Annotated in this window: 22 protein-coding genes, 1 pseudogene and 2 riboswitches; of the genes and pseudogenes, 12 read left to right on the forward strand and 11 right to left on the reverse strand. The window is 68.5% G+C overall.

Annotated elements, in window-relative coordinates; all coding sequences use genetic code 11:
• The first annotated feature begins 24 nt into the window (after positions 1–24).
• The 4 genes from MKK65_RS12355 to MKK65_RS12370 are packed head-to-tail and all read left to right on the forward strand — an operon-like array spanning position 25 to position 2,595.
• On the forward strand, positions 25–534 hold the full coding sequence (locus tag MKK65_RS12355) for an RNA polymerase sigma factor (protein ID WP_243924979.1): 510 nt from the start codon (positions 25–27) through the stop codon (positions 532–534).
• Positions 531–1,340 carry an anti-sigma factor family protein gene (locus MKK65_RS12360; RefSeq protein WP_147840839.1) on the forward strand — a complete coding sequence of 270 codons (810 nt, stop codon included), beginning with the start codon at positions 531–533 and terminating at the stop codon, positions 1,338–1,340. The genes MKK65_RS12355 and MKK65_RS12360 overlap by 4 nt, the downstream gene beginning before the upstream one ends.
• Positions 1,337–2,227, forward strand: coding sequence for a LysR family transcriptional regulator (locus MKK65_RS12365; protein ID WP_147840838.1), 891 nt, complete (start codon positions 1,337–1,339; stop codon positions 2,225–2,227). Before MKK65_RS12360 ends, MKK65_RS12365 begins: the two co-directional genes overlap by 4 nt.
• Positions 2,224–2,595, forward strand: a complete 372-nt coding sequence (locus tag MKK65_RS12370; RefSeq protein WP_056203338.1) for a YidH family protein — start codon at positions 2,224–2,226, stop codon at positions 2,593–2,595. Before MKK65_RS12365 ends, MKK65_RS12370 begins: the two co-directional genes overlap by 4 nt.
• A 3-nt stretch (positions 2,596–2,598) precedes the next feature.
• Here MKK65_RS12370 and MKK65_RS12375 read toward each other — a convergent pair whose 3' ends face one another.
• The 6 genes from MKK65_RS12375 to MKK65_RS12400 all read right to left on the reverse strand — a co-directional run bounded on the left by MKK65_RS12375 (position 2,599) and on the right by MKK65_RS12400 (position 9,038).
• Entirely contained in the window at positions 2,599–3,684 is a 1,086-nt protein-coding gene (locus MKK65_RS12375; RefSeq protein ID WP_147840837.1) for a sulfite oxidase, read from the reverse strand.
• Positions 3,685–3,763: 79 nt separating this feature from the next.
• On the reverse strand, positions 3,764–4,747 hold the full coding sequence (locus MKK65_RS12380; protein WP_147840836.1) for a beta-propeller fold lactonase family protein: 984 nt from the start codon (positions 4,745–4,747) through the stop codon (positions 3,764–3,766).
• A 184-nt stretch (positions 4,748–4,931) separates the two neighbouring features.
• The gene (locus tag MKK65_RS12385) at positions 4,932–5,270 is read right to left on the reverse strand and encodes a c-type cytochrome (RefSeq protein ID WP_147762548.1); all 339 of its coding nucleotides are present in this window, start codon (positions 5,268–5,270) and stop codon (positions 4,932–4,934) included.
• A gap of 11 nt (positions 5,271–5,281) precedes the next feature.
• Complete coding sequence (locus tag MKK65_RS12390) at positions 5,282–6,505, reverse strand: molybdopterin-dependent oxidoreductase (RefSeq protein ID WP_147840835.1); 1,224 nt, start codon at positions 6,503–6,505, stop codon at positions 5,282–5,284.
• A 194-nt stretch (positions 6,506–6,699) separates the two neighbouring features.
• Positions 6,700–7,839 (reverse strand): adenylate/guanylate cyclase domain-containing protein, encoded by a 1,140-nt coding sequence (locus MKK65_RS12395; protein ID WP_147840834.1) that lies wholly within the window; start codon positions 7,837–7,839, stop codon positions 6,700–6,702.
• Positions 7,840–7,940: 101 nt separating this feature from the next.
• A complete protein-coding gene (locus MKK65_RS12400; RefSeq protein WP_147840833.1) occupies positions 7,941–9,038 on the reverse strand; it encodes a YeiH family protein in 1,098 nt (365 codons plus the stop codon).
• A gap of 206 nt (positions 9,039–9,244) precedes the next feature.
• Here MKK65_RS12400 and MKK65_RS12405 point away from each other — a divergent pair.
• Positions 9,245–9,823, forward strand: a pseudogene (locus MKK65_RS12405) (STAS domain-containing protein); the annotation flags it as partial.
• A gap of 416 nt (positions 9,824–10,239) precedes the next feature.
• On the opposite strand, the gene MKK65_RS12410 reads toward MKK65_RS12405, so the two are convergent.
• Both MKK65_RS12410 and MKK65_RS12415 read right to left on the reverse strand, forming a co-directional pair.
• Positions 10,240–11,007, reverse strand: a complete 768-nt coding sequence (locus MKK65_RS12410; RefSeq protein ID WP_147840832.1) for a hypothetical protein — start codon at positions 11,005–11,007, stop codon at positions 10,240–10,242.
• Between the two features lie 49 nt (positions 11,008–11,056).
• On the reverse strand, positions 11,057–11,905 hold the full coding sequence (locus MKK65_RS12415; RefSeq protein WP_187275329.1) for a MurR/RpiR family transcriptional regulator: 849 nt from the start codon (positions 11,903–11,905) through the stop codon (positions 11,057–11,059).
• A 148-nt stretch (positions 11,906–12,053) separates the two neighbouring features.
• On the opposite strand from MKK65_RS12415, the gene MKK65_RS12420 reads away from it, so the two are divergent.
• Genes MKK65_RS12420 through MKK65_RS12430 form a run of 3 tightly spaced genes read left to right on the forward strand, consistent with a single transcriptional unit; the run spans position 12,054 to position 13,839 of the window.
• Positions 12,054–12,818: a COG4280 domain-containing protein gene (locus MKK65_RS12420; protein ID WP_147840830.1), complete on the forward strand. Its 765-nt coding sequence runs from the start codon at positions 12,054–12,056 to the stop codon at positions 12,816–12,818.
• 53 nt (positions 12,819–12,871) lie between these two features.
• A complete protein-coding gene (locus tag MKK65_RS12425; protein WP_187278719.1) occupies positions 12,872–13,039 on the forward strand; it encodes a hypothetical protein in 168 nt (55 codons plus the stop codon).
• Positions 13,036–13,839 carry a phosphatase PAP2 family protein gene (locus tag MKK65_RS12430; protein WP_147840829.1) on the forward strand — a complete coding sequence of 268 codons (804 nt, stop codon included), beginning with the start codon at positions 13,036–13,038 and terminating at the stop codon, positions 13,837–13,839. Before MKK65_RS12425 ends, MKK65_RS12430 begins: the two co-directional genes overlap by 4 nt.
• Here the strand turns inward: MKK65_RS12430 and MKK65_RS12435 are convergent.
• The 3 genes from MKK65_RS12435 to MKK65_RS12445 all read right to left on the reverse strand — a co-directional run bounded on the left by MKK65_RS12435 (position 13,829) and on the right by MKK65_RS12445 (position 17,783).
• Positions 13,829–14,464, reverse strand: coding sequence for a 2,3-bisphosphoglycerate-dependent phosphoglycerate mutase (locus tag MKK65_RS12435; RefSeq protein WP_409565425.1), 636 nt, complete (start codon positions 14,462–14,464; stop codon positions 13,829–13,831). The two genes, MKK65_RS12430 and MKK65_RS12435, sit on opposite strands and share 11 nt — an antisense overlap.
• A 94-nt stretch (positions 14,465–14,558) precedes the next feature.
• Positions 14,559–16,373 (reverse strand): lanthanide-dependent methanol dehydrogenase XoxF5, encoded by a 1,815-nt coding sequence (xoxF5, locus tag MKK65_RS12440; RefSeq protein ID WP_147840827.1) that lies wholly within the window; start codon positions 16,371–16,373, stop codon positions 14,559–14,561.
• 682 nt (positions 16,374–17,055) lie between these two features.
• Positions 17,056–17,127: riboswitch (Fluoride riboswitch) on the reverse strand.
• Positions 17,128–17,177: 50 nt separating this feature from the next.
• Complete coding sequence (locus MKK65_RS12445; RefSeq protein WP_147840826.1) at positions 17,178–17,783, reverse strand: TMEM165/GDT1 family protein; 606 nt, start codon at positions 17,781–17,783, stop codon at positions 17,178–17,180.
• A gap of 192 nt (positions 17,784–17,975) precedes the next feature.
• Positions 17,976–18,048: riboswitch (Fluoride riboswitch) on the forward strand.
• Between the two features lie 23 nt (positions 18,049–18,071).
• On the opposite strand from MKK65_RS12445, the gene MKK65_RS12450 reads away from it, so the two are divergent.
• From MKK65_RS12450 to MKK65_RS12465, 4 genes are all read left to right on the forward strand, one after another.
• Positions 18,072–19,475, forward strand: a complete 1,404-nt coding sequence (locus MKK65_RS12450; protein ID WP_147840825.1) for a voltage-gated chloride channel family protein — start codon at positions 18,072–18,074, stop codon at positions 19,473–19,475.
• Positions 19,472–19,873 carry a DUF190 domain-containing protein gene (locus MKK65_RS12455; RefSeq protein ID WP_147762561.1) on the forward strand — a complete coding sequence of 134 codons (402 nt, stop codon included), beginning with the start codon at positions 19,472–19,474 and terminating at the stop codon, positions 19,871–19,873. Before MKK65_RS12450 ends, MKK65_RS12455 begins: the two co-directional genes overlap by 4 nt.
• Positions 19,874–20,015: 142 nt before the next feature.
• Positions 20,016–20,216: a Na+/H+ antiporter NhaA gene (locus tag MKK65_RS12460; RefSeq protein ID WP_243924977.1), complete on the forward strand. Its 201-nt coding sequence runs from the start codon at positions 20,016–20,018 to the stop codon at positions 20,214–20,216.
• A 71-nt stretch (positions 20,217–20,287) separates the two neighbouring features.
• Positions 20,288–22,201 carry a potassium transporter Kup gene (locus tag MKK65_RS12465; RefSeq protein WP_147840824.1) on the forward strand — a complete coding sequence of 638 codons (1,914 nt, stop codon included), beginning with the start codon at positions 20,288–20,290 and terminating at the stop codon, positions 22,199–22,201.
• Positions 22,202–22,322: the final 121 nt, after the last annotated feature.

Below are 22,322 nucleotides of genomic sequence, written 5' to 3' on the forward strand. Positions count from 1 at the left end.
GCCCCCTCTGACCGGGAAGCATCGTTGGACGAGATCGCCGCCCTGATCGAACCGCAAATCCCGGCCCTGCGGCGCTACGCCGTCGCGCTGTTGCGAGACCGCGAGGCGGCGGACGACCTCGTCCAGGACACCCTGGAGCGGGCCTTGTCCGCTTGGTCCGGGCGCCGCCGCGACGGCGACCTCCGAGCGTGGCTGTTCACGATCGAGCGCAACCTGTTCCTCGGCGCCGTCCGGCGCCAGGGCCGGCGCGGCGTCGATTGCGGCGCGGAAGCGCTGGAGCAGGTGCCCGACCCAGGTATCGACCCGGAGGCCGCGATGGGGGCCCGCGACGTGCTCGCCGGCCTCGACGCCCTGCCCGAGGAACAGCGCTCGGTGCTGCTCCTCGTCTCGGTGGAGGATCTGTCCTATGCCGAGGCGGCCCAGGTGCTTGGCGTACCGCTCGGCACCGTGATGTCGCGGTTGAGCCGGGCGCGGACGCGGATGCGAAGTTTTCTGGAAACAGGCCGAACCGGCCTCTTGAGGAGGGTGAAATGAGCGGGGATCCACGCCCGGTCGGCGAGGACGACCTGCACGGCCTGATCGATGGCCGCCTCGAACCGGAGCGGCAGGCGCTGGTCGAGGCATGGCTCAAAGGAAACCCCGCGCGTGCGGCCGAGGTCTCGGCGGATCGCGCTCTGCGCGAGCGCCTGCGTGCCCGCCTCGCGCCGATCGCCGAGGAGGCGATCCCGGCGCGGCTCCGGGTGGCCAACATTCGCCCGCGACGTCGGTTCGTCGGCAGGGGCTGGTTCCCCATGGCGGCTGCAGCCGTGCTCTGCCTTGCGCTCGGCGGTGCCGGCGGCTGGGTCGGCCATGCCCTGCGCGGCGGACCCGCAACGGCGATGGTGACGGAGTCACCGGCGACGCAGGACGCGGTCGCGGCCTTTCGCACCTTCGTGGTCGAGGTGGTGCATCCGGTGGAGGTGCGCGCCGACGAGAAGCCCCACCTCGTGACGTGGCTCTCGAAGCGCCTCGGTCACGCGGTCGCGGCCCCCGATCTCGCGGCCCAAGGGTTTCGCCTGATGGGCGGGCGGCTGCTGCCGGCCGGCGCTGAATCCGCAGCGATGCTAATGTACGACGACGACCGCGGAACCCGCCTGACGCTTTACAGCCGCGTCGGAGACGGCGATGGGCGAACGCTCTTCCGCTTCGCCCGAGAGGGCGACATCGCTGCCTTCTCCTGGGTCGATGGTGGCATGTCCTACGTCGTCACCGGCCGTACCGACGAGGCCCGGCTGCTCACCGTCGCGCAGGCGGTCGATGCGCACGTCCGCGGCCTCGCGCCGGATCGTCGGCAGCCGTGACCCTCGACCAGCTTCGCATCTTCGTGGCGGTGGCCGAGCGGCAGCACGTGACGCGAGCCGCCGAGGCGCTGAACATCGTCCAGTCGGCGGTCAGCACGGCGATCGCCAACATCGAGGGGCGGCACGCGACGAAGCTGTTTCACCGGGTCGGCCGCGGGATCGAACTCACCGAGGCGGGGCGCGTATTCCTCATCGAGGCTCGCGCGGTGCTCGCCCGGGCGGAAGCCGCCGAACTGGTGCTCGCCGACCTCAGCTGCCTGCGACGCGGGACGCTGGCGCTCTACGCCAGCCAGACCATCGCCAGCGACTGGCTGCCGCGCCACCTCGTCGCCTTCCGCCGCACCTACCCTGAGATCGCCATCCGGCTGGCGGTCGGCAACACCACCGATGCCGCCGACGCGGTGCGCGCCGGGCAGGCCGAACTCGGCTTCGTCGAGGGAGCGTTGGACGACCCGACGCTTGCGAGCACCACCATCGCGCGGGACCAACTCGTCCTCGTGGTTGCCCCAACACATCCCTTCGCGGGGGCGACCGCGCTCGCACCCGAGGACCTCGCCGGGGCCGATTGGGTGCTGCGCGAGGCGGGATCCGGAACCCGCTCGGCCTTCGAGGCAGCGCTCATGGAGGCTGGCCTCTCCACGGCCCAACTCCGGGTCACGCTCGAACTGCCCTCGAACGAGGCGGTGCGCGCCGCCGTCGAGGCCGGGGGCGGGGCCGCCGTCCTGTCCGAGACCGTGGTCGCCGCCGCGCTACGGGCCGGAACGCTGGTGCGGGCGGCGTTCGCCCTGCCGAGCCGGCCCTTCCGGGTGCTGCGCCACAAGGAGCGCTATCGCAGTCGGGCAGCCGACGCGCTGCTCGACCTGATCCAGGAGGCGGCTGCCGGATGAGGGAACCTGCGAAGCCCGTTCCCCCCGACGACCCGCGGGTCAGGCTCGCCGAGGACCGCACGGTGCTGGCAGCCGAGCGCACCTTCGTGGCGTGGCTTCGCACCGGGCTCGCCTTCCTCGGCGTCGGCCTGGCCGCGCAGCGCTTCCTGCGAGAGGTGCTGGCGGTCTGGCCACTGAAGGTGCTGTCGCTCACGCTGATCGCCTGCGCGCTTGCTTCGTTCGCCGGCGCCGCATGGCGGGACCGGGCGATCCGAGCGCGACTCGCCCATGCCGAGATCCCGATGATGCCGCGCATCCTCACCGTCGGGGTTGCGGCCCTACTCATCGCGATCTCGGGCCTCGCGGCCACTGCCCTGCTCTGGGCGTGACGGTCAGGCCACCGTGACCCGCACCCGGTGCCAGGCGGCGCTGAGGTAGCCCTTGTAGTTCCAGGTGTCGTCCGGCGCCGCAGGCTGGGTCTGGCCGGCGGAGTCCCAGGCCCGCACCGCGAGTTCGTGCTCGCCGGTCGTCAGCTCGCAGTCGATCTCCCAGAACGTCCAGGCGTAGGGCGCGTCCGCATCGCGGTCGATCCGGGCCTGCGCCCAGCTGCGACCGCCATCCGTCGAGACGTCGACGCGGGCGACCGCTCGGTCGCTGGCGATGGCGTAGCCGCGGATCGCGTGCCGGCCGGCCTTCAACGCTGCGCCGCGGGCGGGCTCGCAGATCGCGCTGTTGAGCGGCATCGCCTCGATGGTGATGCCGTGGGCGGGGTCCGCGGTCTCGGCGGTCACGTCGGGCGGAAACAGCTTGTAGTCGTCGGCCTGCATCGGGTTGTCGGAGGGGTGATCCTGCACCGTGATGCGGGCGAGCCACTTCGGGCTGCGGATACCGGCAAAGCCCGGCACCACCACGCGCAACGGATGGCCGTGCTCGGGGGCGAGAGGCTCGCTGTTCATCGCGAAGGCGAGCAGCGTCTCGGGGGCGAGCGCCTTGGCGAGCGGGATCGAGGCGCCGAAGCGCGTGTCCGTATGGGCGATCCGGTCGTGGCTCTCGAAGGCGACGTGACGTGCGCCCCCCGCGTCGAGGCCGGCCGCGCGCAGCACGTCGGCGAGGCGCACGCCGGTCCATTCCGCGTTGCCGATGGCGCCGGCCGCCCACGGGTCGCCGGCGACCGGGGCCACCGCCAGCATGTCGGCCCGGCGGTTGCCGGCGCATTGCATTACTGCCGTGACGGTGATGGGTGCGAACCGCGCCTTGAGGTCGGCGACGGACAGGTCGAGCGGCGTCGCGACCATCCCGTCGACGGTCAGGCGGTAGCTGTCGGCGTCGATGTCCGGGATGTCGCCGTGGCTGCGGACGTAGAAGTCGGCCTGCTCGGTAATGAAGGTCGCGCGCAGGCGATCGAGCGGCGGCTCGGCGTTGTAGGGCGCCTTGCCGTGGACGATGAGGCGGTCCTTGCGCTGGAACAGGCCGAGCATGGGGTCTTTGTCCTGCGTTCGTGACGTGTCGACGACGAGAACGCGCCGGGAACCGATAAGGCCCCCGGCGCGCGTCGCCTCAGGGCTTCATCGTCGAGATGACCGCGTTCTTCGCCCGGTCCACCACGGCGACGCTGAGGTCGCGGTTGAGGACGTAGGCGCGGGCGTTGTCGGTCGAGAACGCGATCGCCTGGCGCGGCTCGTTCAGGCCGGTCACCGTTGCGACGACCTTGAGAGTGCCGGTGTCGATCACCGACAAGGAGTTGTCCTTGAGATTGCCCGAATAGACGAAGCGCCCGTCCGGGGTCAGCGCGGCGCCGTAGGGGTCCTTGCCCACTGCCACCTCGGAGGTGACCTTACGGGCGGCGACATCGACCACGCCGATGGTATTGCGGCCGCTGTTGGCGGCAAACAGCGTCTTACCGTCCTTGGTGATCGAGATGGCGCGCAGCTTGTCGAACCCGGCGATCTCGCCGGTGATCTTGTTGGTAGCGGTATCGACCAACGTGATCTTGTCGCCGAGGAAGTTCGTCACGAACACGGTCTTGCCGTCCGGCGACAGCTTCACGCCCTGGCGCGGCTGCGCGAAGCCGGGGATCACGGCCTCGGCGAGCATGGTCCTGGTGTCGAACACGGTCAGCGTGCTCGCGGCCTCGTTGTTGACGTAGAGCTTGCCTCCGTCGGCCGAGAGCACCGTACCGAACGAGCCGGGGCCCGCGGCGAGAACGCCGGCCTCCTTGCCGGTGGCGGTCTCGTAGACCGTGATCCGGCCGGTGCCGCTGTCGGAGACGTAGAAGCGGGCGCCGTCCGGCGCGAACACGATGTTGCGCGGCGTGACGAAGCCGTCGAGGCGGCGCAGCACCGTGCCCTTGGCGACGTCGTAGACGACGACGGCGCTCTCCTCGCTGTTCGAAACAGCGGCGACGGTCCCGGCGGCGTTCAGCGCCAGGGCGTTGTTCTTGATCGCGCCGTCGAAGCCGGCGGCGAACCCGGGCTGGGCCTGGGCTAGGAGCAAGGCGGCTCCGGTGAGGAGGGTGCGGAGGCTGGTGCGGATATGGGTCATGAAGCGGGTCTCTCGGGCATGCGCGCTCGTTCGGCGGCCGGGGCCTGCCGTGAGGGCTGGTTCGAAATCGGAAATCCGTGGTGCAAGGCCGGGCCGGCCGTGCATCGCCCTGAGGAGACGCCAGAAGGCGCGGTTTATTCCCCGAGGCCGGCGAAATAGCGCGGCGGCCTCGGGATTCGGGGGTTCAGGGCGTCGGCTTCAACGCCGTGAGGTAGTCGACGATGGTCTGCACGTCGGCCTGATCGACGGGCGCCTTGTAGACGTGGACCATCTTGTTCACGGTCTCGGTCCACTGCGCCTTCGTGAGCTTGGGCTGGGTCAGCACCATCCCGGCCGAGTGGCAGGCGAGGCAGTTGTTATTGACCGCCTCGGCCCCCGGTCCGTCGGGGAACATTCGGTCGGAAGTCGGGAATTCGATCGATTGCGAGGTGAAGCGCATCGGCTCGGGAGCCGGGGCGGCGAGCGCCACCAGGGGAGACAGTATGAGCGCGGCGATGAGGGCCGCAGGGCGGATTGGGTTCATGGCTGTTCTCCTCAAGCGGCCTGGAAGGACACGGCCTCGATGCCGTTCTGCATGAAGCCGGCGCCGTTCCAGACCCGGTCCATGGGCTGCGCGACGCCGTTGGTGTTGGTGCAGCGGACCCTGATCGTGTGGGTGCCGGAGGCCAGCGCCGGTAGGCTGCCCTCGAAGCGGCGGAAGCTGTAGGGGCCCTCGTCCGCGCCGAGCTGCGCCGGGAACCACGTCGCTCCGCCATCTCCGGAGAAGTCGACCGTCTTCACCCCGCAATCGCCGCCGAAGGCGATGCCGCGAAGGGCCACCGGCGTTCCGGCCGCCACCTTGGCGCCATCGGTCAGGTTGGTGACGAAGGAGCGCGGCACCATCCTGTTGATCGGGACCGTCTTGAAGCCGGTCTGGCCGGGCTTAATGTTGGCGCCCGGCACGTCCGGGATGCGGTAGGCGGTCTTCATCCAATATTGGTCGTCGGGCTTGTCCAGCACCTCGATGTCGGACAGCATCTTGACCCAATAGGTCGAGTACCAGCCCGGCACCACGAGGCGGAGCGGGAAACCGTTGAGCAGCGGAAGTTGCTCGCCGTTCATCGCGTAGGCGATCATCACCTCACCATTGTTGGCGTGGTCGAGATCGAGGGACTTCTTGAAGTCCGGCGCGTCGTCGACCACGGGCTCGTCGAGGCCGCTGAAGCGCACCTGCAAGGCACCAGACTTCACGCCAGCGCGTTCGAGCACGTCCTTGAGGCGCACCCCGGTCCAGCGGGCGTTGCCCATCGAGCCGTTGGCCCATTGCGCGCCGGGCACACGCGGCTCGAACAGCCCGCGTGAATTGCCCGAGCACTGGTTCACCGCGGCGATCTCGAAGCGGGGCAGGCCGGCGATGGCGTCGAGGGAGAGCGAGAGTTCCTTATCGACGTGGCCGTGGACCTTAAGACGGAAGGTGCCGGCGTCGACTTCGGTCGGGATCGAGGCCCAGTGCCAACGGACGTAGAAGCGGTCGTTGGGTGTGAACACGCCCTCGTCGAATACCGAGAACGGCGTCTCCAGCAGCGGCGGATGAGTGCGCTGCAGGATCATCTCGCCCTTGTCCGGAAAGGCCGTGGTCAACGCCCGCTCATCCGGGCCGCCCGGCAGCGGAAGCTTCACCGAGCCCGCCGCCCAGGCCGGCATGGCGGCGCCGAGGCTGCCGAGCCCTAGGCCACCCAGGACGAGGCGGCGGTTCGTCGGTCTGTCCAGTCCGTGCATGGTCTCTCCCCTAAGAATGTCGGCGTCGATGCGTTCGAGGGCATCGGACCCGTCGCGATTCCTCGCGACCATGGAGATGCTACGGGATACGATTTATTCCTTCCAACGGTCTTTCGCGATGTGAATGATCTCCAAACGCGATGATTTGAGAAGTTTCGATCTACGATGGGACGATCAAGGACGCCGTCTCGGCGTCACGCCGCCGGCGCGCCGACGGGCGCGGTCCTGCGATGCCCGAACAGGGCGTGACGCTCTGAAAAACCGCGAAGGGCGACGGTGCCGAGAGGTTCGAGGGCATGTGCCAACCCGTCGATGAAGGTGTCGGTGGCGATCAGCGGCGTGTCGTAGGTCTTGCACAGGCGCTCGACGCGAGCGAGCACGTTGAGATCGCGGCCGATCGCCGTGAAATCGACCCGGTCGCCGCCGCCGATATTGCCGTAGGCGATCTCCCCGACATGAAGTGCGACGCCGACCTCGAAGGCAGCTGTGTCACCGTCGCGCAGGGTCGCAAGCGCAGCGAGTGCGGCCTCGGCGGCATGCAACGCGGCACGGCGCGCCGCGGCCTCGTTGCGATCGGCATCGAACACGGCCAGTAGCCCGTCGCCGATATACTTCAGCACCTCGCCGCCTTCCGCCTCGATGGCCGGCACGATGGCATCGAACATCCGGTTGAGGGCGGCCACGACACAGTCTGGGCTCTGCCGGTCGGACAGTTCACCGAACCCGCGCAAGTCAGTCAGCATCATCGCGGCCCGCATCAGGCGCACGTCGCCACGCCGCACCGTGCCGGCCAGAATCTGCCGCGCCGGGTCGCGCCCGACATAGGCGCTCAGCACCGCGCCGAGCATGTCGTCGAGCGCCTTGATCTCGAACAGCAGCGAGAAAGACCCGACCAGCGCCAGCAACGTGTCGATCTCGATCGGCGTGAAGCCGCCCGGTCTCGCCGTGGCCCAGGAGGCGGCGCCCATGCGTCCACGCGCGGCGCGCAGCGGCACGATGAGGTAGTCGGTCAGACCCTCGTCGCGAAGCTCGCCCAGCACGGGAAACGGCAGCGGCCCATCCCCGTCGAGACGGCATCGGAATGGGGTACGGGTCTCGACCACGTGCTCGACGGTGTTGCCGTGAAAAGTCGGCGTACCCTCGATGCCGTGGCGGCGACGCAGGGCTAGGCTCGACGCTCCGGGATGCCAGACGCGCATCACCCACCGGAACGACGGATGCAGGGTCGGCGCGTGGGTGGTGGCGCGGGCCAGTGGCAGGCCGAGCCCCGAGAGGCACGCGCTGAACCCGTCGAGAAGGGCTGCCGCGTCCGCCGCTTCGCGACCCGGCCCCATCAACCATCCCGTCGCCTGCGCGACCGCCTCGGACGAAGATTGGGACGAACGTGTCACGGCAGTTCTTTCATCAAGAATTCGGATCGATGCCATAGCGCGGATCAGACGAGGCCGAGCACGTGGATCAGGCCGAGGCTGACGGCGCCTAGCGCAAGGAGCGAGGCGACCACCGCGAGGGTCACCCGCGCCCCGGCCTTGGCGACGCTGCGCACGTCGACCCCGAGGCCGAGCGCCGCCATCGAGACCACGGTCAGCACGTTGGCGGTCTCCGACATCGGCGCGAGCGCAACCTGCGGGACCAGCCCGGCCGAGCGAAGGCCCGCGAGCGCCAGGAAGGCGAGGATGAACCACGGCACCAGGCGGTGGATCGCGAGGCCGCCGCGGGCCGGGCGGTCGCCGGCGGTGACGCCGGGGGCAGCCTCGTCGGTCTCCTCGCGCAGCCGGCTCGCGCCGAGGGAGAGCACCAGGACGACCGGGCCTAGCATCAGCACCCGGACGAGCTTCACCAGGGTTCCGACCTGGACGCTGAGCGCCGCGACCGGCGCGGTGGCGGCGAGGACCTGCGGAACAGCGTAGACGGTGAGGCCGGCGAGCACGCCGTACTGCATCGGCGACAGACCGAGCAGCGGCACCAGCAGCGGCAGGCCGAGCACCACCAGCACGCCCAGCACCGCGGTGAAGGCGATGGAGGCGGCGACGTCCTCGCCGTCGGCGCCGATCACCGGGGCCGTGGCCGCGATCGCCGAGTTGCCGCAGATCGAGTTCCCGCAGGCCACGAGGATCGCCATGCGCGGATGCAGCCCGAGCGCTCGGCCGATGCCGTAACTCGACAGGATCGCCACGACGACGACGCCCGCGATGCCGAAGAGCAGGCCCGGTCCGGCGGCGAGGATCGTCGCGAGGCTGAGCGACGCGCCGAGCAGTACGACCGCGATCTCCAGCACGGTCTTGGCCCCGAAGGCGATGCCGGGAAAGAAACGCTGCGACGGGGTCCAAATGGTGCGGATCGCGCTGCCGAGCAGGATCGCGAGCACCAGGGCTTCGAGCCAGGCACGACCGAACAGGTGCGCCTCGGCGGCTTCGAAGCCGATCGCTGCGGCGGTGACCGCCACGCAGAGGCCCAGTCCCGGAAGGATGGCTCTCGTGCCGGCCAAGGCACGCGTCGGACGAGAGTGGGAGAAAAGTCTGGGCGCGGACATGGATGGCTCCGATGTGATGCCGGAGGATCCCAGGTCCCGTTCATTCACTCCAACGGAATGATTAGATGCTTTTCATCACTGAAATAGATGAAATGCGGACCCCTTCAGAGTTTGCGGAGACGCATTGTGAGGGGCCGACAGGCGGATTCACCCGTCGATCCAGCGGGCCGTGATCGTCGTGTCCGCAGCAAGCTCATAGATCCTGACTGCTGTTCCTGATCGTCGTGCTTGGTCCCTACGTGGCCCGGATCCCGATGGCCGCCCTCGTTGCGGTGATGATCATGGTGGCCATCAACACCTTCCAGTGGAAGTCGCACGGGACCCTGGTGACCCACCCGAAGGCGTCGAGCTTCGTGATGCTCGGCACCGTGGCGGTGGTGGTCGCCACCCACGACCTCGCCAAGGGCGTCCTTTTCGGCGTGGTCCTCAGCGGTCTGTTCTTCGCCCACAAGGTTACGAGGTTCTTCGCCGTCCGGTCGTCCCACGGTAAGGGCGACGTGCGGACCTACCAGGTCACCGGGCAGATCTTCTTCGCGACGGCCGAAGCCTTCCACGCCGCCTTCGGTTTTCGCGAGGAGGCCCTGCGGGCGGTCGTGACTGACCTGCAGGCGGCGCACTTCTGGGACATCTCGGCCATCAACGCCCTCGACCGGGTCGTGCTGAAGTTCCGTCATCACGGCATCGCGGTCGACGTCGTCGGCATGAACGAGGCGACGGCCACGATGGTCGAGCGCGTCGGCACCCACGACAAGCCGGGGGCGACCTTCGCCGTGGGCGGCCACTGACCGTGGCGTCATCCTTCGCAAGGGCGGACGGATGCGGGCTGCCGTCTTCATCCGCCGGTGCGACAGGTCCCTCGGGTGCGCGGTCTGAAAGTCGGGTCGGCAGGTTTGCGGCGTTTGTCGGGAGGTGCGACCTCGATGACCCTCGACCTCTCTCGGCCAAAGGCCTTTCGGCACCATCGCCGACGCCCGCAACGCTTTGCCCTGGCCGGGGACCGCGGCCGCGCCCCGCATCGCGCTCCGTTGGACGAGTGTCAGGTGGGACGGGACGATCCGCGCGACCGTATCCCCGACGCTTTCGCGATCAGGGGGAAGGCCCACATGGGAGCGACGCCGGTCCTCGATCTGCCTCAAGGGTGGAGGCACAGAAATCGACGACCCGCGAAATTCCCGCCTCGGCCTTCCTCGGAACGTCGAGGCTAAGCCGACGCCGGATGGTGGCCGGCCCTCTGGGGAACGACCAGAACGCATACGACCATCAACGCCGCGAGCACCACCGAGATGGTCAGGTCGCTGATCCCCAGGCCACCCTGGGCAGAGGGCTTGTCGAGCGAGTTCGCGACCGTCGCACCGAGCGGACGCGTCAGGATGAAGGCGGCCCAGAACAGCGCCGTGCGGGAGGTTTTCGTGAAGAAGTAGAGACCGGCCGTGACGGCCAGGGCGCCGGCGATCAGCAGGGCGCTTCCGTTGTAGCCGAGTGGGGTGTCGTCGGCCATCCAGTCGCCCAACGCGGTGCCGAGCGTCTGCGAGAACATGATGGTCAGCCAGTAGAAACATTCCACCTTCGGGGTCGCGACGGTCTCGACCGCGACCGTCCCCTCCGACCTGTACCAGAGGCCGAGCGAGCCCAGCACGAGCGCGAGGAGGGATAGCGACCCGCCAAGGTAGCCGATGCCCAGCGACCGGTCGAAGAGATCGGCCATCGTCGTTCCCGCCAAGGTCGTCGCAGTGATGACGGCCCAGTACAGGGACGGGTGAAACCGCTTGGCGTTGATCTGGGCCGCCACGGCGACAGCCAGGAGGGTCGCGAAGATCAGGGTGCCGACGAGGTAGCCCAGACCCAACGTCAGGGTGACGGCGTTGCCGCCGACCTCGCCCAGGGTCGTGGCAACGATCTTGATCCCCCAGAAGGCCAGCGTGATCTCCGGGACCTTGCTCACTTCGATACCGGTTCGGTCGTCGGCCATGGATGGGTCCTCCGTCAGGTCGATGGGTCGGCGGCGTCACGGCTGCCGCTCAGGACCCGATCAGCTTCCTCAGCCGGTCGAGGTTGGCGAGTTGCCGAAGGGCGGTGTCGCGGTCGGCCGCGGCCAGGCCGAGGATGACGGCCTCCAGGGCGACGAGCGTGGTGGCGTGAAGGGCGACCTGGTTCGCGCGGCCGCGACGGGCCAACAGCACGACCGTGGCCTTGCGGGCGATGGTGCTGGTCTCCGTGTCGGTCACGAGGACCACGGGCAGGCCCAGACGGTGCGCCTCGCCCATCACGGCCTGCACCTCGCGGTAGGGCTTGCCGTAGGCCAGGAGTACGACCGCGTCGTCGGCATGCAGGCCCAGCAACTGGTCGGCCAGCGACCATCCCGTCGCATCGAGAAGCAGGCTCTGCCGTCCCGAGCGCGTAAGTTGGAAGGCCACGTACCGGGCAAGATGCGCGGAGGGGCCGATCCCGAAGACGCCGATCCGGGTCGCTGGATGCAGGGCGGTGACCGCCGCGAGGATACCCGCGCGTCCGTCCTCGGTCCGGAGCGCTTCCATCCCCTCCCGGTGCGCTTCCAGCACGGCATCGATGGCATCGCCGGTGGTGGCGCCGACTTCCGCCAGCGTTCGACGCATGTCGGTCGCCGGCGTCCGTCGGCCGTCGAGTCCGGCGGCGAGCGCCTGCTTGAGATCGGGCAGGCCATCGAACCCCAGCGCCTGGACGGCGCGGATCACGGTCGCGTCCGATGTCGCGAGATGCGTGGCGATCTGCTGGGCCGAACTTGCGAGAACCGTCGCCCGGTTCTGATCCAGGTAACCCGCAACCCGGGCAACGGCGGGGGACAGGGATGGCATCAGCCGCCGGACCGTGTCGCCGAACTCGTCCGCCATCGGCTTCGACTCCGCCAGTCGGTGGTGCCCCGTTTGGAACCATGATGTAGCATTTTCTACAATGATGTTGACATCGGTAGCAAGAGCGACATTTCCTCCCGACGGAAACCGCGTCCGGCCAAGCGGTCGAGTGGCAGGGAGGATCGGAATGGCCATCGACTGGGTGCATGCATGGCCCACGGCACTTGCGGCGTTTCTCGCCTCCATCGTCGAGTTCGTCGAGGCCCTCACCATCGTGCTCGCCGTCGGCGCGACCCGGGGTTGGCGGAACGCCCTCGCGGGCGCCGCGGGCGCCCTCGCCGTCCTCCTTGCCATCGTGCTGCTCTTCGGCCCACTGCTGACCCGCATCCCCCTGCGGGACGTACAACTCGTCGTCGGCGGCCTGCTGCTGCTGTTCGGCATGCGTTGGCTGAGCAAGGCCATCCTCCGCTCCGCCGGGGTCATCGCCCTGCACGACGAGGACGAGGCTTACGGCAAGCAGGCGGCCGCGCTGGGCACCGGAGGCGGCGGCCGCCTTCGATGGGATGCGGTGGCCGTGACCACCGCCTTCAAGATCACCATGCTCGAAGGCCTGGAAGTCGTCTTCATCGTCGTCGCCGTCGGTGCGGGCGGGGCGGGACTCCTGGTCCCCGCCAGCCTCGGGGCGCTCGGCGCCCTGATCGTCGTGGTGGCGCTCGGCGTCGCGCTTCACCGCCCCCTGTCGATGGTGCCGGAGAACACGCTCAAGTTCACGGTCGGCGTCCTCCTGTCGGCCTTCGGCGCGTTCTGGGTCGGCGAGGGCATCGGCCTCGACTGGCCCGGCGGCGACTGGGCGGTCGCGGCGCTGACCGCGGGCTTCCTCGGCCTCTCGGTTCTGGCCGTGCCGACGTGCCGTCGACGTGCCGCCGCCCTTCGTCCCCTTCCCAACCTCTAGGCATCCGCATGCACTGGCTCGGAACCGTCCTTCGCGAACTCCTGGGATTGGTCGTGGACGATGTCGGCTTCGCCGCCTCCATCGTCGCCTGGGTCGGGGCGGCTTGGCTGGTGCGCGCCTACGGACAGGCCGGCACGACATCGGCCGCGATCTTCCTGTTCGGAGGGCTAGGCCTGATCCTGGTGGAAAGCGTCCTCAGGCGTTCCGGGGCGCCGCGATGACCCGGCCCTCGCTGCCGGTCGCGACCGATGAGATCAAGGCCGCCGAGATCACCCCATCGCTCCTAGCACGCATGGGGCAGCGCGACTTCGGGCTGGCGGCGGGCGCCTTCCTCGTCGTGGCACTGCTCCTCGGCTTCGGGCTTCTCGCCGACGAGGTGATCGAGGGCGGAACAGCACGGTTCGACCTGGCGGTGCTCACCGCGCTTCGAACGGGCAAGGATCTCGCCATCCCCATAGGACCGGCCTGGGTGCAGGAGACGGGACGGGACGTCACCGCGCTGGGAAGCTTCGTCTTCCTCGGCTTCCTTTCGGCCGCGACCGTTGGTTACCTCATGCTGGTCCGCAAGCGCGGCCTCGCGATGGTGATGGTGGCCGCGGTCCTCGGCGGCGCAATCGCAAGCACCTTGCTCAAGTACGGCATCGACCGGCCCAGGCCGGACTTCCCGAACGCGGTGCGGGTCTTCACGCCGGGCTTCCCGAGCGGTCACGCAACGCTTGCAACCGTCACCTTCCTGACACTCGGCGTCCTCCTGACCCGAGGGAGCGCCGACCGCCGTATGAAGTCGTACTTCATGGGCCTGAGCGTGTTCCTGACGGTGGCGGTTGGGCTGAGCCGGATCTACCTCGGCGTGCACTACCCGAGCGATGTCCTCGCCGGATGGTGCGTGGGCGCGGCCTGGGCGGTGTCCTGCTGGATCCTCGCCCTCTGGCTTCAATCCCGCGGCGAGATCGAGCGGGAAGTAGCCGAGGCCGCACCGGCTCGATCCGGAACGGGCACGGAGCCGGAGCTCAGTCGATGATGCGGCGGGATGCGATGGTGGTATCCGGACCGAACTCGTAGACCCGGATCGATCCGGTCGCGATCTCGACGGATTCGATTTCCCTTGGGCCCAGTCCTTCGAGCACCATCACCAAGGCCCGCAACGAGTTGCCGTGGGCGACGACCAGCGTTGGACCGCGCATCGCCGCCGGCTGGATATGCCTTAGGTGGAAGGGCACGACCCGGGCGACGGTGTCCCGGAGGCTCTCGCCGTTCGGCGGCTGACCCTTGTAGGAGCGCCGCCAGCCCTCGATCCGCTCCGCCCCGAAACGTTCGTAGGCGCCCTGCTTGCCAAGGCCGCTGAGGTCGCCGTAGTCGCGCTCGTCCAGGGCGGCATCCCGGAGGGGCACCAGATCGGCCTGCCCCAGGGCATCGAGCGCCAGCCGGGAGGTCGCGATGGCCCGCGCGAGGGTCGACGTGAAGGCTGAGGCGAAGCGAAATCCTTCGTCCTTGAGCCGCAGCCCGGCCGAGCAGGCTTCCTGTCGGCCCCGCTCGGTGAGGGGTGAGTCGAGCAGTCCCGTGAAAAGGCCGTCGGCGTTGGCTTGGCTCTGGCCATGGCGGACGAGGACGAGACATCGCCCCGGCGGGGGTACTGGGGAGGCGATCACGCGGGCTCCGGGCGAAGGGTGGTGCGGACAGGGAAATGCCGGCGCGGAGGACCCGCGCCGGCACCCTAGGCTCCTTGGTGTTCGCGACCGATCAGTTCGGCAGGGCGAACACGGTGAGCTGGCCACCGAGGTTGGTGTAGCTCGACAGGGCGGCGTAGCCGCCCACCGCGCCGAGGCCGGCGTTCGGGTCGGTCAGGCCGGCCGCGAGGCCGATGCCGGCCCAGCCACCGACACCCGACAGGATGCCGACGTACTGCTTGCCCTTGTGGGTGTAGGTCATCACGTTGCCGATGATGCCCGACGGGGTCTTGAACTTGTACAGTTCCTTACCCGTCTTGGAGTCGACGGCCTTCAGGTAGCCTTCCAGCGTGCCGTAGAAGACAACGTCGCCGGCGGTGGCGAGGGCGCCCGACCAGACCGAGAACTGCTCGGGATCGGACCACGCGATCTTACCCTTCACGCCGTCCCAGGCGATGAAGTTGCCCATGCCGCCATGGCTGTTCGGCGCGGGGTACATCGACAGGGTCGCACCGACGTAGGGCTGGCCCGGGGTGTAGGTCACCCGGAACGGCTCGTAGTCCATGCAGACGTGGTTGGTGGGCACGTAGAACAGGTTGGTCTTCGGCGAGTAGGCGGCGGGCTGCTGGTCCTTCGAACCCAACGCGGCCGGGCAGATACCCTTGGAGTTGGTGTCCTCGCCGTTCTGCTCGGTGGAGAACTTGGCCTGGACGAGGGGGCGACCGTAGGTCTTGGAGCCCTTGTCCATGTCGACCTTGGAGGCCCAGTTGACGACCGGATCGAACTTCTCGGCGACGAGGAGTTCGCCGGTGGCGCGGTCCAGGGTGTAGCCGAAGCCGTTGCGGTCGAAGTGGGTCAGGAGCGGGCGCTCCTTGCCGTCGACCTTCTGGTCGGTGAGGATCATCTCGTTGATGCCGTCGTAGTCCCACTCGTCGTGGGGGGTCATCTGGTAGACCCACTTGGCCTGCCCGGTGTCGGGGTTACGCGCCCAGATGGTCATCGACCACTTGTTGTCGCCCGGACGCTGCTTGGGGTTCCAGGTCGAGGGATTGCCCGAGCCGTAGTACATCAGGTCGAGCTTGGGGTCGTACGAGTACCAGCCCCAGGTGCAGCCGCCGCCGGTCTTCCACTGGTCGCCTTCCCAGGTCTTCAGCGAAGAATCCTTGCCCACCGGCTTGCCGAGGTAGGTGGTCTTCTCCGGGTCGACGAGCATCTCGTCGTCCGGGCCGACGGAGTAGGCGCGCCAGACCCGCTTGCCGGACTTGAGGTCGTAGGCGGTCACGTGACAGCGTACGCCGAACTCGCCGCCCGAGATGCCGACGATGACCTTGTCCTTCACCGGCAGCACGGTGGCGGTGTTGGTCTCGCCCTTCTTCGGATCGCCGTTCTGGACCGACCAGTTCACCTTGCCGGACTTGGCGTCGAGCGAGACGACCGTGGTGTCGGCCTGGTGCAGGATGATGGCGCCGTCGGCGTAGGCCAGGCCGCGGTTGACCGTGTCGCAGCACATCACCGGGATCACCGACGGGTCCTGCTTGGGCTCGTACTTCCACACGATCTTGGCCTCGTGGTCGAGGTCGAGCGCGTAGACGATGTTCGGGAACGGGGTGTGGACGTACATCATGTTGCCGATGACGAGCGGGGCGCCCTCATGGCCGCGCAGCACGCCGGTCGAGAAGGTCCAGGCCACCTGGAGGTTCTTGACGTTGTCCTTGTTGATCTGGTCGAGCTTCGAATAGCGCTGGTTCGTGTAGTCGAGGCCCGGGAACGCCCACTGGTTGGGGTCCTGCATCAGCTTCATCAGGTTTTCGTTCGCGATGGCCGGCATGGCGGCCGGCAGGAGCGTCGCGGCGTAGGCGACGGACGCCGCAAGGGCGATCTTCCTCATAGGTGTTCCTCCATTTGAGCGTTCGAACCCGGACGTTGTGTCCGCCAGGGGTCTCCTCACCGCATCCCGGTCCGTCGGCGGCGACGTGTCGGCCCTGCGCGCTTCCGCGCCGGGCCCCGGACCGGGGCTGCATTCCCCTCGAGCCCCAAGATCATCGTCCGGGAGCCCAAGTGGAGCGCCGGTAGAAGTATCGAATTATAAGATCAGCGCAATAAGCATTTTCTAAGTGCGACAGAATTATCCAGTCATTATCATGCAGATGCTGATTTAACCAATACGACGTCGCCCGAAAAAGCCATGGCTTTATCAGGGGCGCAAATAGTGCTGTTTTTTAAATAAAGATGCCGCTCTTTATTATTCCGAGACATCGCTTTTTTGCGTTGACTCAGACTATCGAGTGGCTATCCTTATTCCTGCGACAGACTAGACCTAAGCACATGTATTCTTGTGACCGCTCGGAGGCATGTGTCCTGGTCGCGGCGGAGCCTTATGGCTCCGCCTTTTTTTTCGTGCGCGAACGGGAAAAGGCCCGGACCGCGCCTGGTGGGCGACGGCGGGCATCAGGACGGTCTTGGATCGGGCAGGGTCATCGGTCGGCTCATGAGGGGCCGCCTTGCGGCGATCCGGTTGCGGTCATGAGCGTGACGGTGCGGGTCAACACATAGCTCTACCCGCGCCGAAGCGCTCGGTAGAAGCTATCGTCCGGCCCATAGGGGGCCGGCAGTTATCGGGGAGCTTCATCCCCATCCCACGTCCGGCAACGTGGATTAATCCGTCGTCCGGGTCAATCCCTTCGTCGACCGATCACGCGCGGGTCACGGCAAGGGAGAGGAAATAGGCGCCGTAGGCCGTCACCATGAGGGCCGCGACCCCGTCGAGGACGTAGGGCGGCACCTTCCGGAAGATCCCGGTGCCGCCGAGGGCGAAAGCCAAGGTCGCCACGAGCACGACCCCGATGCCGACCCCGAGGGTCGCCGTTCCCGCGCCCTCCCGAAGCGAGACGCCGAGCCAGACCACCAGGATCTCAAGCCCCTCGGCGACCAGGGCCCAGGCGGCGACGCCGAGGCCCGCGGCGTTGATCGGCCGCGACCAGTTCGCGTCCGTCGAGCCGGGGGCCGTGCCGGCATCGCGCTTCGAGAGCCCGTCGATGAACTCGTAGAGCAGGTACAGGCCGAACCCGAGCAGCAAGACCGCCGAGATCCAATCCAGGACGTTCAGGGCCAGGAGGTAGGCCGCCTTGCGCAGGACGACCGCGAGGATCGACACCGCCAGCCCGCCGAGGATGGAGCCCGCCAGGACGCTGCGCCATCCGAACCGGTACGCCCCGGCCATCATCACCGTCGCGGCGATGAAGAGTTCGGTGAAGGTCACCTGGAAGGTGATGACGGCTCCGAGCCAGGAAAGGGTCATGGGATGCGCTCCGCCCCGGGCCGGCGTCGAACGCGCCGGCCTCGGCCGCGGAGGGCATAGACATGCCCCGGGCCCTGGACCAGCCACCGTCTTTCGTGATGCTTTCGAACGACCCGGGCCCCATCCCCACTCGGGATGGGGCCCGGGCGCGCGGGAGTTGGATCTTGACGAACGGGCGAGGCGAAGGCATCTCCCGTCCACGGCAATGGAATCTGCCGGGCCTTTCGGCCAAACCGCCCCCTGGGCTAATGACTCCTACCTTTTGCGGCGCCGCAACAAGGGGGACTCATGCGCGCGACCTTCCAAAATCTCTTCGACAGCCTGAACCTCGCGGCGTTCGTCCGCACGCGGCACGCCCATGCCGTTTCGGTGGCGCGATGGTCGGCCATCCTCGTGCCGATGGCCGCGGCGGTCGGCACCCTCTGCGCGGCCTTCCTGTGGAGCCTCGACGCGGCCACCCAGGCGCGCTTCGACCATCCCTGGTTCCTGTTCCTGCTTCCGCTCGGGGGCTGTGCCGTCGGCTTGCTCTACCACCTGTTCGGCAAGAGCGTTGAAGGCGGCAACAACCTCATCGTCGAGGAGATCCACGAGCCGGACGGCGGCGTGCCGCTCCGGATGGCGCCGCTTATCTTCCTCGGCACCATCGTCACGCACCTGTTCGGCGGGTCGGCCGGGCGCGAGGGTACCGCCGTCCAGATGGGAGGCAGCCTTGCCAGCGCCTTCGGCAAGCTCTTCGGGGTCGATGCGGCCGGGGTCCGGGTCCTCCTGATGGCGGGTATCGCCGCCGGCTTCGGCGCAGTCTTCGGCACGCCCATCGCCGGCGCGGTGTTCGCGCTGGAGGTGCTCGCGGTCGGTCGCGTCGAGTACGCCGCGCTGGTGCCCTGCCTCCTCGCCGCGGTGGTCGGCGACTGGACCTGCCAGGCATGGGGCATCCACCACGGCTTCTACCACGTGGACTTCCTCGCCGGCGGCGCGAAGGCCCTGACCGTCGATCCGCTGCTCCTTGCCAAGGTCGCGCTCGCCGGCGTCGCTTTCGGCCTTGTCGGGTTGCTGTTCGCGGAAGCCAACCACCTCCTCGGTGGTTGGCTGAAGCGCCTGGTCCCGTACGGGCCGCTCCGCCCGGTGATCGGCGGCCTCGCGGTCATCGGCCTCGTCTACGCTTTTGGTACGCGGGACTACCTCGGGCTCGGCGTCTCGGCCGCCGACGCCGGCGGGATGACCATCAACACCTTCTTCGGGCCGGACATCCATCCCTGGAGCTGGGCCCTGAAGATCCTGTTCACGGTCGTGACCCTCAGCGCCGGGTTCAAGGGCGGCGAGGTCACGCCGCTGTTCTTCATCGGCGCGGCGCTCGGCAACGCCCTGGCCGGGCTGCTCGGCGCGCCGGTGGACCTGTTCGCGGCGCTGGGGTTCGTCGCGGTCTTCGCCGGCGCAGCCAACACGCCGCTCGCCTGCACGCTGATGGGCATCGAGCTCTTCGGCGCGACGCACGGGGTCTATCTCGCCGTCGCGTGCTTCCTGGCTTACCTCTGCTCGGGTCACAACGGCATCTACCTGTCGCAGCGCATCGCGGTCCCGAAGTCGGCGGCGGCCAACATCCCGGACGGCATGACCCTGCGCCAGGCCCGTACGGGCCGGGTGCCGACCGTCGCACCGTTGGCCGAGCGCCCCATCACCGAGGAGACGTCATGACCCCATCGCATCGCGTCGTCGCCGCCGACACCGGCATGATCCGTATCTACATGAAGCCGGGCGAGCGCGGCGGCGCCGGCAAGGGCCGGTGGTTCTCTGGCTCGAAGCCGCTCTATCGGGAGCTCGTCGCCCAGGCCAAGGCGGAGGGCCTCATGAACGCCGTCGCCCACCAGTCCCACCACGGCTACAGCAACCATGGGCCGATCCAGGACGACGGCGCCGAGTCGCTCAACCCCGAGCTGACCATGTGCGTCGAACTGATCGGCACCCGCGAGCAGCTCGAAGGCTTCTGCAGCCGGCACGGTGCCCAACTCGCGAACAAGGTCATCGTCTACAAGCACCTGGAGCACTGGAGCGTCAGCCAAGTCGGCGTCGGTGCGGCGGGCCGGGCTGCATGACATGAACCGTCCCGGGACGCTCCGGGCTTCGGATTGCCGGATAGGCCAACGAATGCGATAGCCGGCCATGGGTGCGCGGTCCGACCTTCGGACCGGCAGGCTTCAGCGTTGGTCGGGCCGCCAGCGCGGGAGATCTATGCCCATGCCGCGGCGCCTTCGCCCGACCTCGGCCCTGCGTAACGTCCTCCGGGGCGAGGCCTCAGGCGGCCTGATCCTGATGGCGAGCGCCGCCCTGGCGCTGGCCATCGCGAACTCCGGCTGGTCGGGCGTCTACTTCTCAGTCCTCAAGACATACGTCGCGACGGCCTGCCTGAACGGGGACATTCGTCTTCGTGTTACCTGAACGTTCCCGGCCCCAGGCCGTTGGAGGCTTGCCTTGCGAGCTTCCCGCGTTCGCTGACGTGGAGCCAGTGGATGCCCGCAATCGCCAGGACCGAGTTCGCGAAGTCCGAGACCCCGCTGCCCTCCGATGAGGGACATGGCCCGAGGGCGGGGTTCTGGGCGCTGACGCTCGGTTCGGTCGGCGTAGTCTACGGCGACATCGGCACCAGCCCGCTCTACGCCCTGAAGGAGTCCCTCCACGCCACCGCCGGAGGGGGGCACGCGCCGACCCGCGAGATGGTCTTCGGCGTCGTCTCGCTGATCCTCTGGGCGCTCATCCTCATCGTCACGCTCAAGTACGTGCTGCTGGTGATGCGGGCCGACAACGACGGCGAAGGCGGCACGCCGTCCCTCGTGGCGCTCGCCCAGCGGGCGCTGGGCCATTCCGGCGGGTTCGTGATCGTGCTGGGCATGGTCGGCGTCTCACTGTTCTTCGGCGACGCCATCATCACTCCGGCCATGTCAGTGCTCTCTGCGGTCGAAGGGCTGAAGCTGGTGACCCCGGCCACCGACCCGTACGTCCTGCCCATCAGCCTCGCCATCCTGATCGGGCTGTTCGCCCTGCAGAGCCACGGGACGGCGCGGGTGGCGACCTTCTTCGGCCCCCTCACGGCGTTCTGGTTCATCGTCATGGCGCTGGGCGGCCTGGGCCACCTCGTCGACGACCCGAGCATTCTGGGTGCGCTTAACCCCGCCCACGGCGTCTCGTTCATCCTGAGCCACGGCACGGCCGGCCTGCTGGCGCTCGGTGCCGTGTTCCTCGCTGTGACCGGCGCGGAGGCGCTTTACGCCGACATGGGACACTTCGGTCGCACGCCGATCCGCGCGGCCTGGTTCGGGCTGGTGCTGCCGGCGCTCGCCCTGAACTATCTCGGCCAGGGCGCCATGCTGCTCGCCCACCCCGAGCGGGCCGAGAACCCGTTCTTCCTGCTCTATCCGTCCTGGGCTCTGCTGCCGATGGTGCTACTCGCCACCGTGGCGACGGTCATCGCCAGCCAGGCGGTGATCACCGGCACCTTCTCGATCACCCAGCAGGCGATGCAACTCGGCCTGCTGCCGCGCATGCGGGTCCTGCGCACCTCCGAGACCGAGAAGGGGCAGATATACATCCCTCGGGTGAACTGGTGGTTGCTCGTCGCGGTCGTGTTCGTGGTGGTGCTGTTCAAGTCGTCGAGCGGCTTGGCGGCCGCCTACGGCATCGCGGTCACCGGCGACATGGTCATCACCGCCTGCCTGCTGTTCGTCGTCGCCTGGAAGGTCTGGCGCTGGTCGCCTGCGGTCGCGGCCGCGGTCATCGCGCCGTTCCTACTCATCGAGTTGGTGTTCCTCTCGGCCAACGCGCTCAAGATCCTGCACGGGGGCTGGGTGCCGTTGACCATCGGCGCCGCCCTGGTCACGGCGATGTGGACCTGGCGGCGCGGCTCGGCCCTGATCGCCGAGGAGATCCACCGTCGGCGCGTGCCGCTCTCCGAGTTCACGCGGATGGTGGAGACCGGCTCGATCCAACGGGTGCCGGGAACGGCCATGTTCCTGACGGGAACGCCCGGCGATACCCCAGGGGCCCTGATGCACAACGTCAGGCACAACCGGGTGATGCACGCGAACAATTATATCCTGCACGTGGTCACCGAGGACCTGCCGCGCGTGGCAGACGCCGAGCGCGTCGCCGTGAGGAAGCTGTCCGACGCCTTCTCCTGCGTGACGGTGCGCTTCGGGTTCACCGAACTGCCCGACCTTCCGCGCGCCCTTGCGGCCGCGGGCCTGGACAAGGGCGACCTGTCGTACTTCCTGACGCGGCGGGTGCTGGTGGCCTCGCCGGAGACCGGCATGCCGGTGTGGCAGGACAGGCTCTACATCTCCATGGCCCGTGCGGCCACGGACGCGTCCCGCTACTTCCGCATCCCGGTCGACCGTGCCGTCGAGATCGGCGCCCGGATCGACATCTGATCCCGGGGAGGTCCGAGTGCGGTCGAGATTGTTTTCGATCCATTGCCAGCGGCGGTCGTGCTCGCCACGCGTCAGATCAGGCTGTTTCCTTCGCCCTACGCATCTCTTGGCCATCCTGGAT

This window comes from Methylobacterium sp. J-001, assembly GCF_022829565.1.
Taxonomy (GTDB): Bacteria; Pseudomonadota; Alphaproteobacteria; order Rhizobiales; family Beijerinckiaceae; genus Methylobacterium.

Bases quoted from the DNA above. Each gene is read 5' to 3' on its own strand.
- MKK65_RS12460 (WP_243924977.1), top strand. From the start codon at position 20,016: ATGCCGCGGCGCCTTCGCCCGACCTCGGCCCTGCGTAACGTCCTCCGG.
- MKK65_RS12360 (WP_147840839.1), top strand. From the start codon at position 531: ATGAGCGGGGATCCACGCCCGGTCGGCGAGGACGACCTGCACGGCCTG.
- MKK65_RS12415 (WP_187275329.1), bottom strand. From the start codon at position 11,905: ATGGCGGACGAGTTCGGCGACACGGTCCGGCGGCTGATGCCATCCCTG.
- MKK65_RS12430 (WP_147840829.1), top strand. From the start codon at position 13,036: ATGACCCGGCCCTCGCTGCCGGTCGCGACCGATGAGATCAAGGCCGCC.
- MKK65_RS12395 (WP_147840834.1), bottom strand. From the start codon at position 7,839: ATGGGGCCGGGTCGCGAAGCGGCGGACGCGGCAGCCCTTCTCGACGGG.
- MKK65_RS12410 (WP_147840832.1), bottom strand. From the start codon at position 11,007: ATGGCCGACGACCGAACCGGTATCGAAGTGAGCAAGGTCCCGGAGATC.
- xoxF5 (WP_147840827.1), bottom strand. From the start codon at position 16,373: ATGAGGAAGATCGCCCTTGCGGCGTCCGTCGCCTACGCCGCGACGCTC.
- MKK65_RS12390 (WP_147840835.1), bottom strand. From the start codon at position 6,505: ATGCACGGACTGGACAGACCGACGAACCGCCGCCTCGTCCTGGGTGGC.
- MKK65_RS12385 (WP_147762548.1), bottom strand. From the start codon at position 5,270: ATGAACCCAATCCGCCCTGCGGCCCTCATCGCCGCGCTCATACTGTCT.
- MKK65_RS12465 (WP_147840824.1), top strand. From the start codon at position 20,288: ATGCCCGCAATCGCCAGGACCGAGTTCGCGAAGTCCGAGACCCCGCTG.
- MKK65_RS12455 (WP_147762561.1), top strand. From the start codon at position 19,472: ATGACCCCATCGCATCGCGTCGTCGCCGCCGACACCGGCATGATCCGT.
- MKK65_RS12400 (WP_147840833.1), bottom strand. From the start codon at position 9,038: ATGTCCGCGCCCAGACTTTTCTCCCACTCTCGTCCGACGCGTGCCTTG.
- MKK65_RS12375 (WP_147840837.1), bottom strand. From the start codon at position 3,684: ATGCTCGGCCTGTTCCAGCGCAAGGACCGCCTCATCGTCCACGGCAAG.
- MKK65_RS12420 (WP_147840830.1), top strand. From the start codon at position 12,054: ATGGCCATCGACTGGGTGCATGCATGGCCCACGGCACTTGCGGCGTTT.
- MKK65_RS12445 (WP_147840826.1), bottom strand. From the start codon at position 17,783: ATGACCCTTTCCTGGCTCGGAGCCGTCATCACCTTCCAGGTGACCTTC.
- MKK65_RS12380 (WP_147840836.1), bottom strand. From the start codon at position 4,747: ATGACCCATATCCGCACCAGCCTCCGCACCCTCCTCACCGGAGCCGCC.
- MKK65_RS12450 (WP_147840825.1), top strand. From the start codon at position 18,072: ATGCGCGCGACCTTCCAAAATCTCTTCGACAGCCTGAACCTCGCGGCG.
- MKK65_RS12370 (WP_056203338.1), top strand. From the start codon at position 2,224: ATGAGGGAACCTGCGAAGCCCGTTCCCCCCGACGACCCGCGGGTCAGG.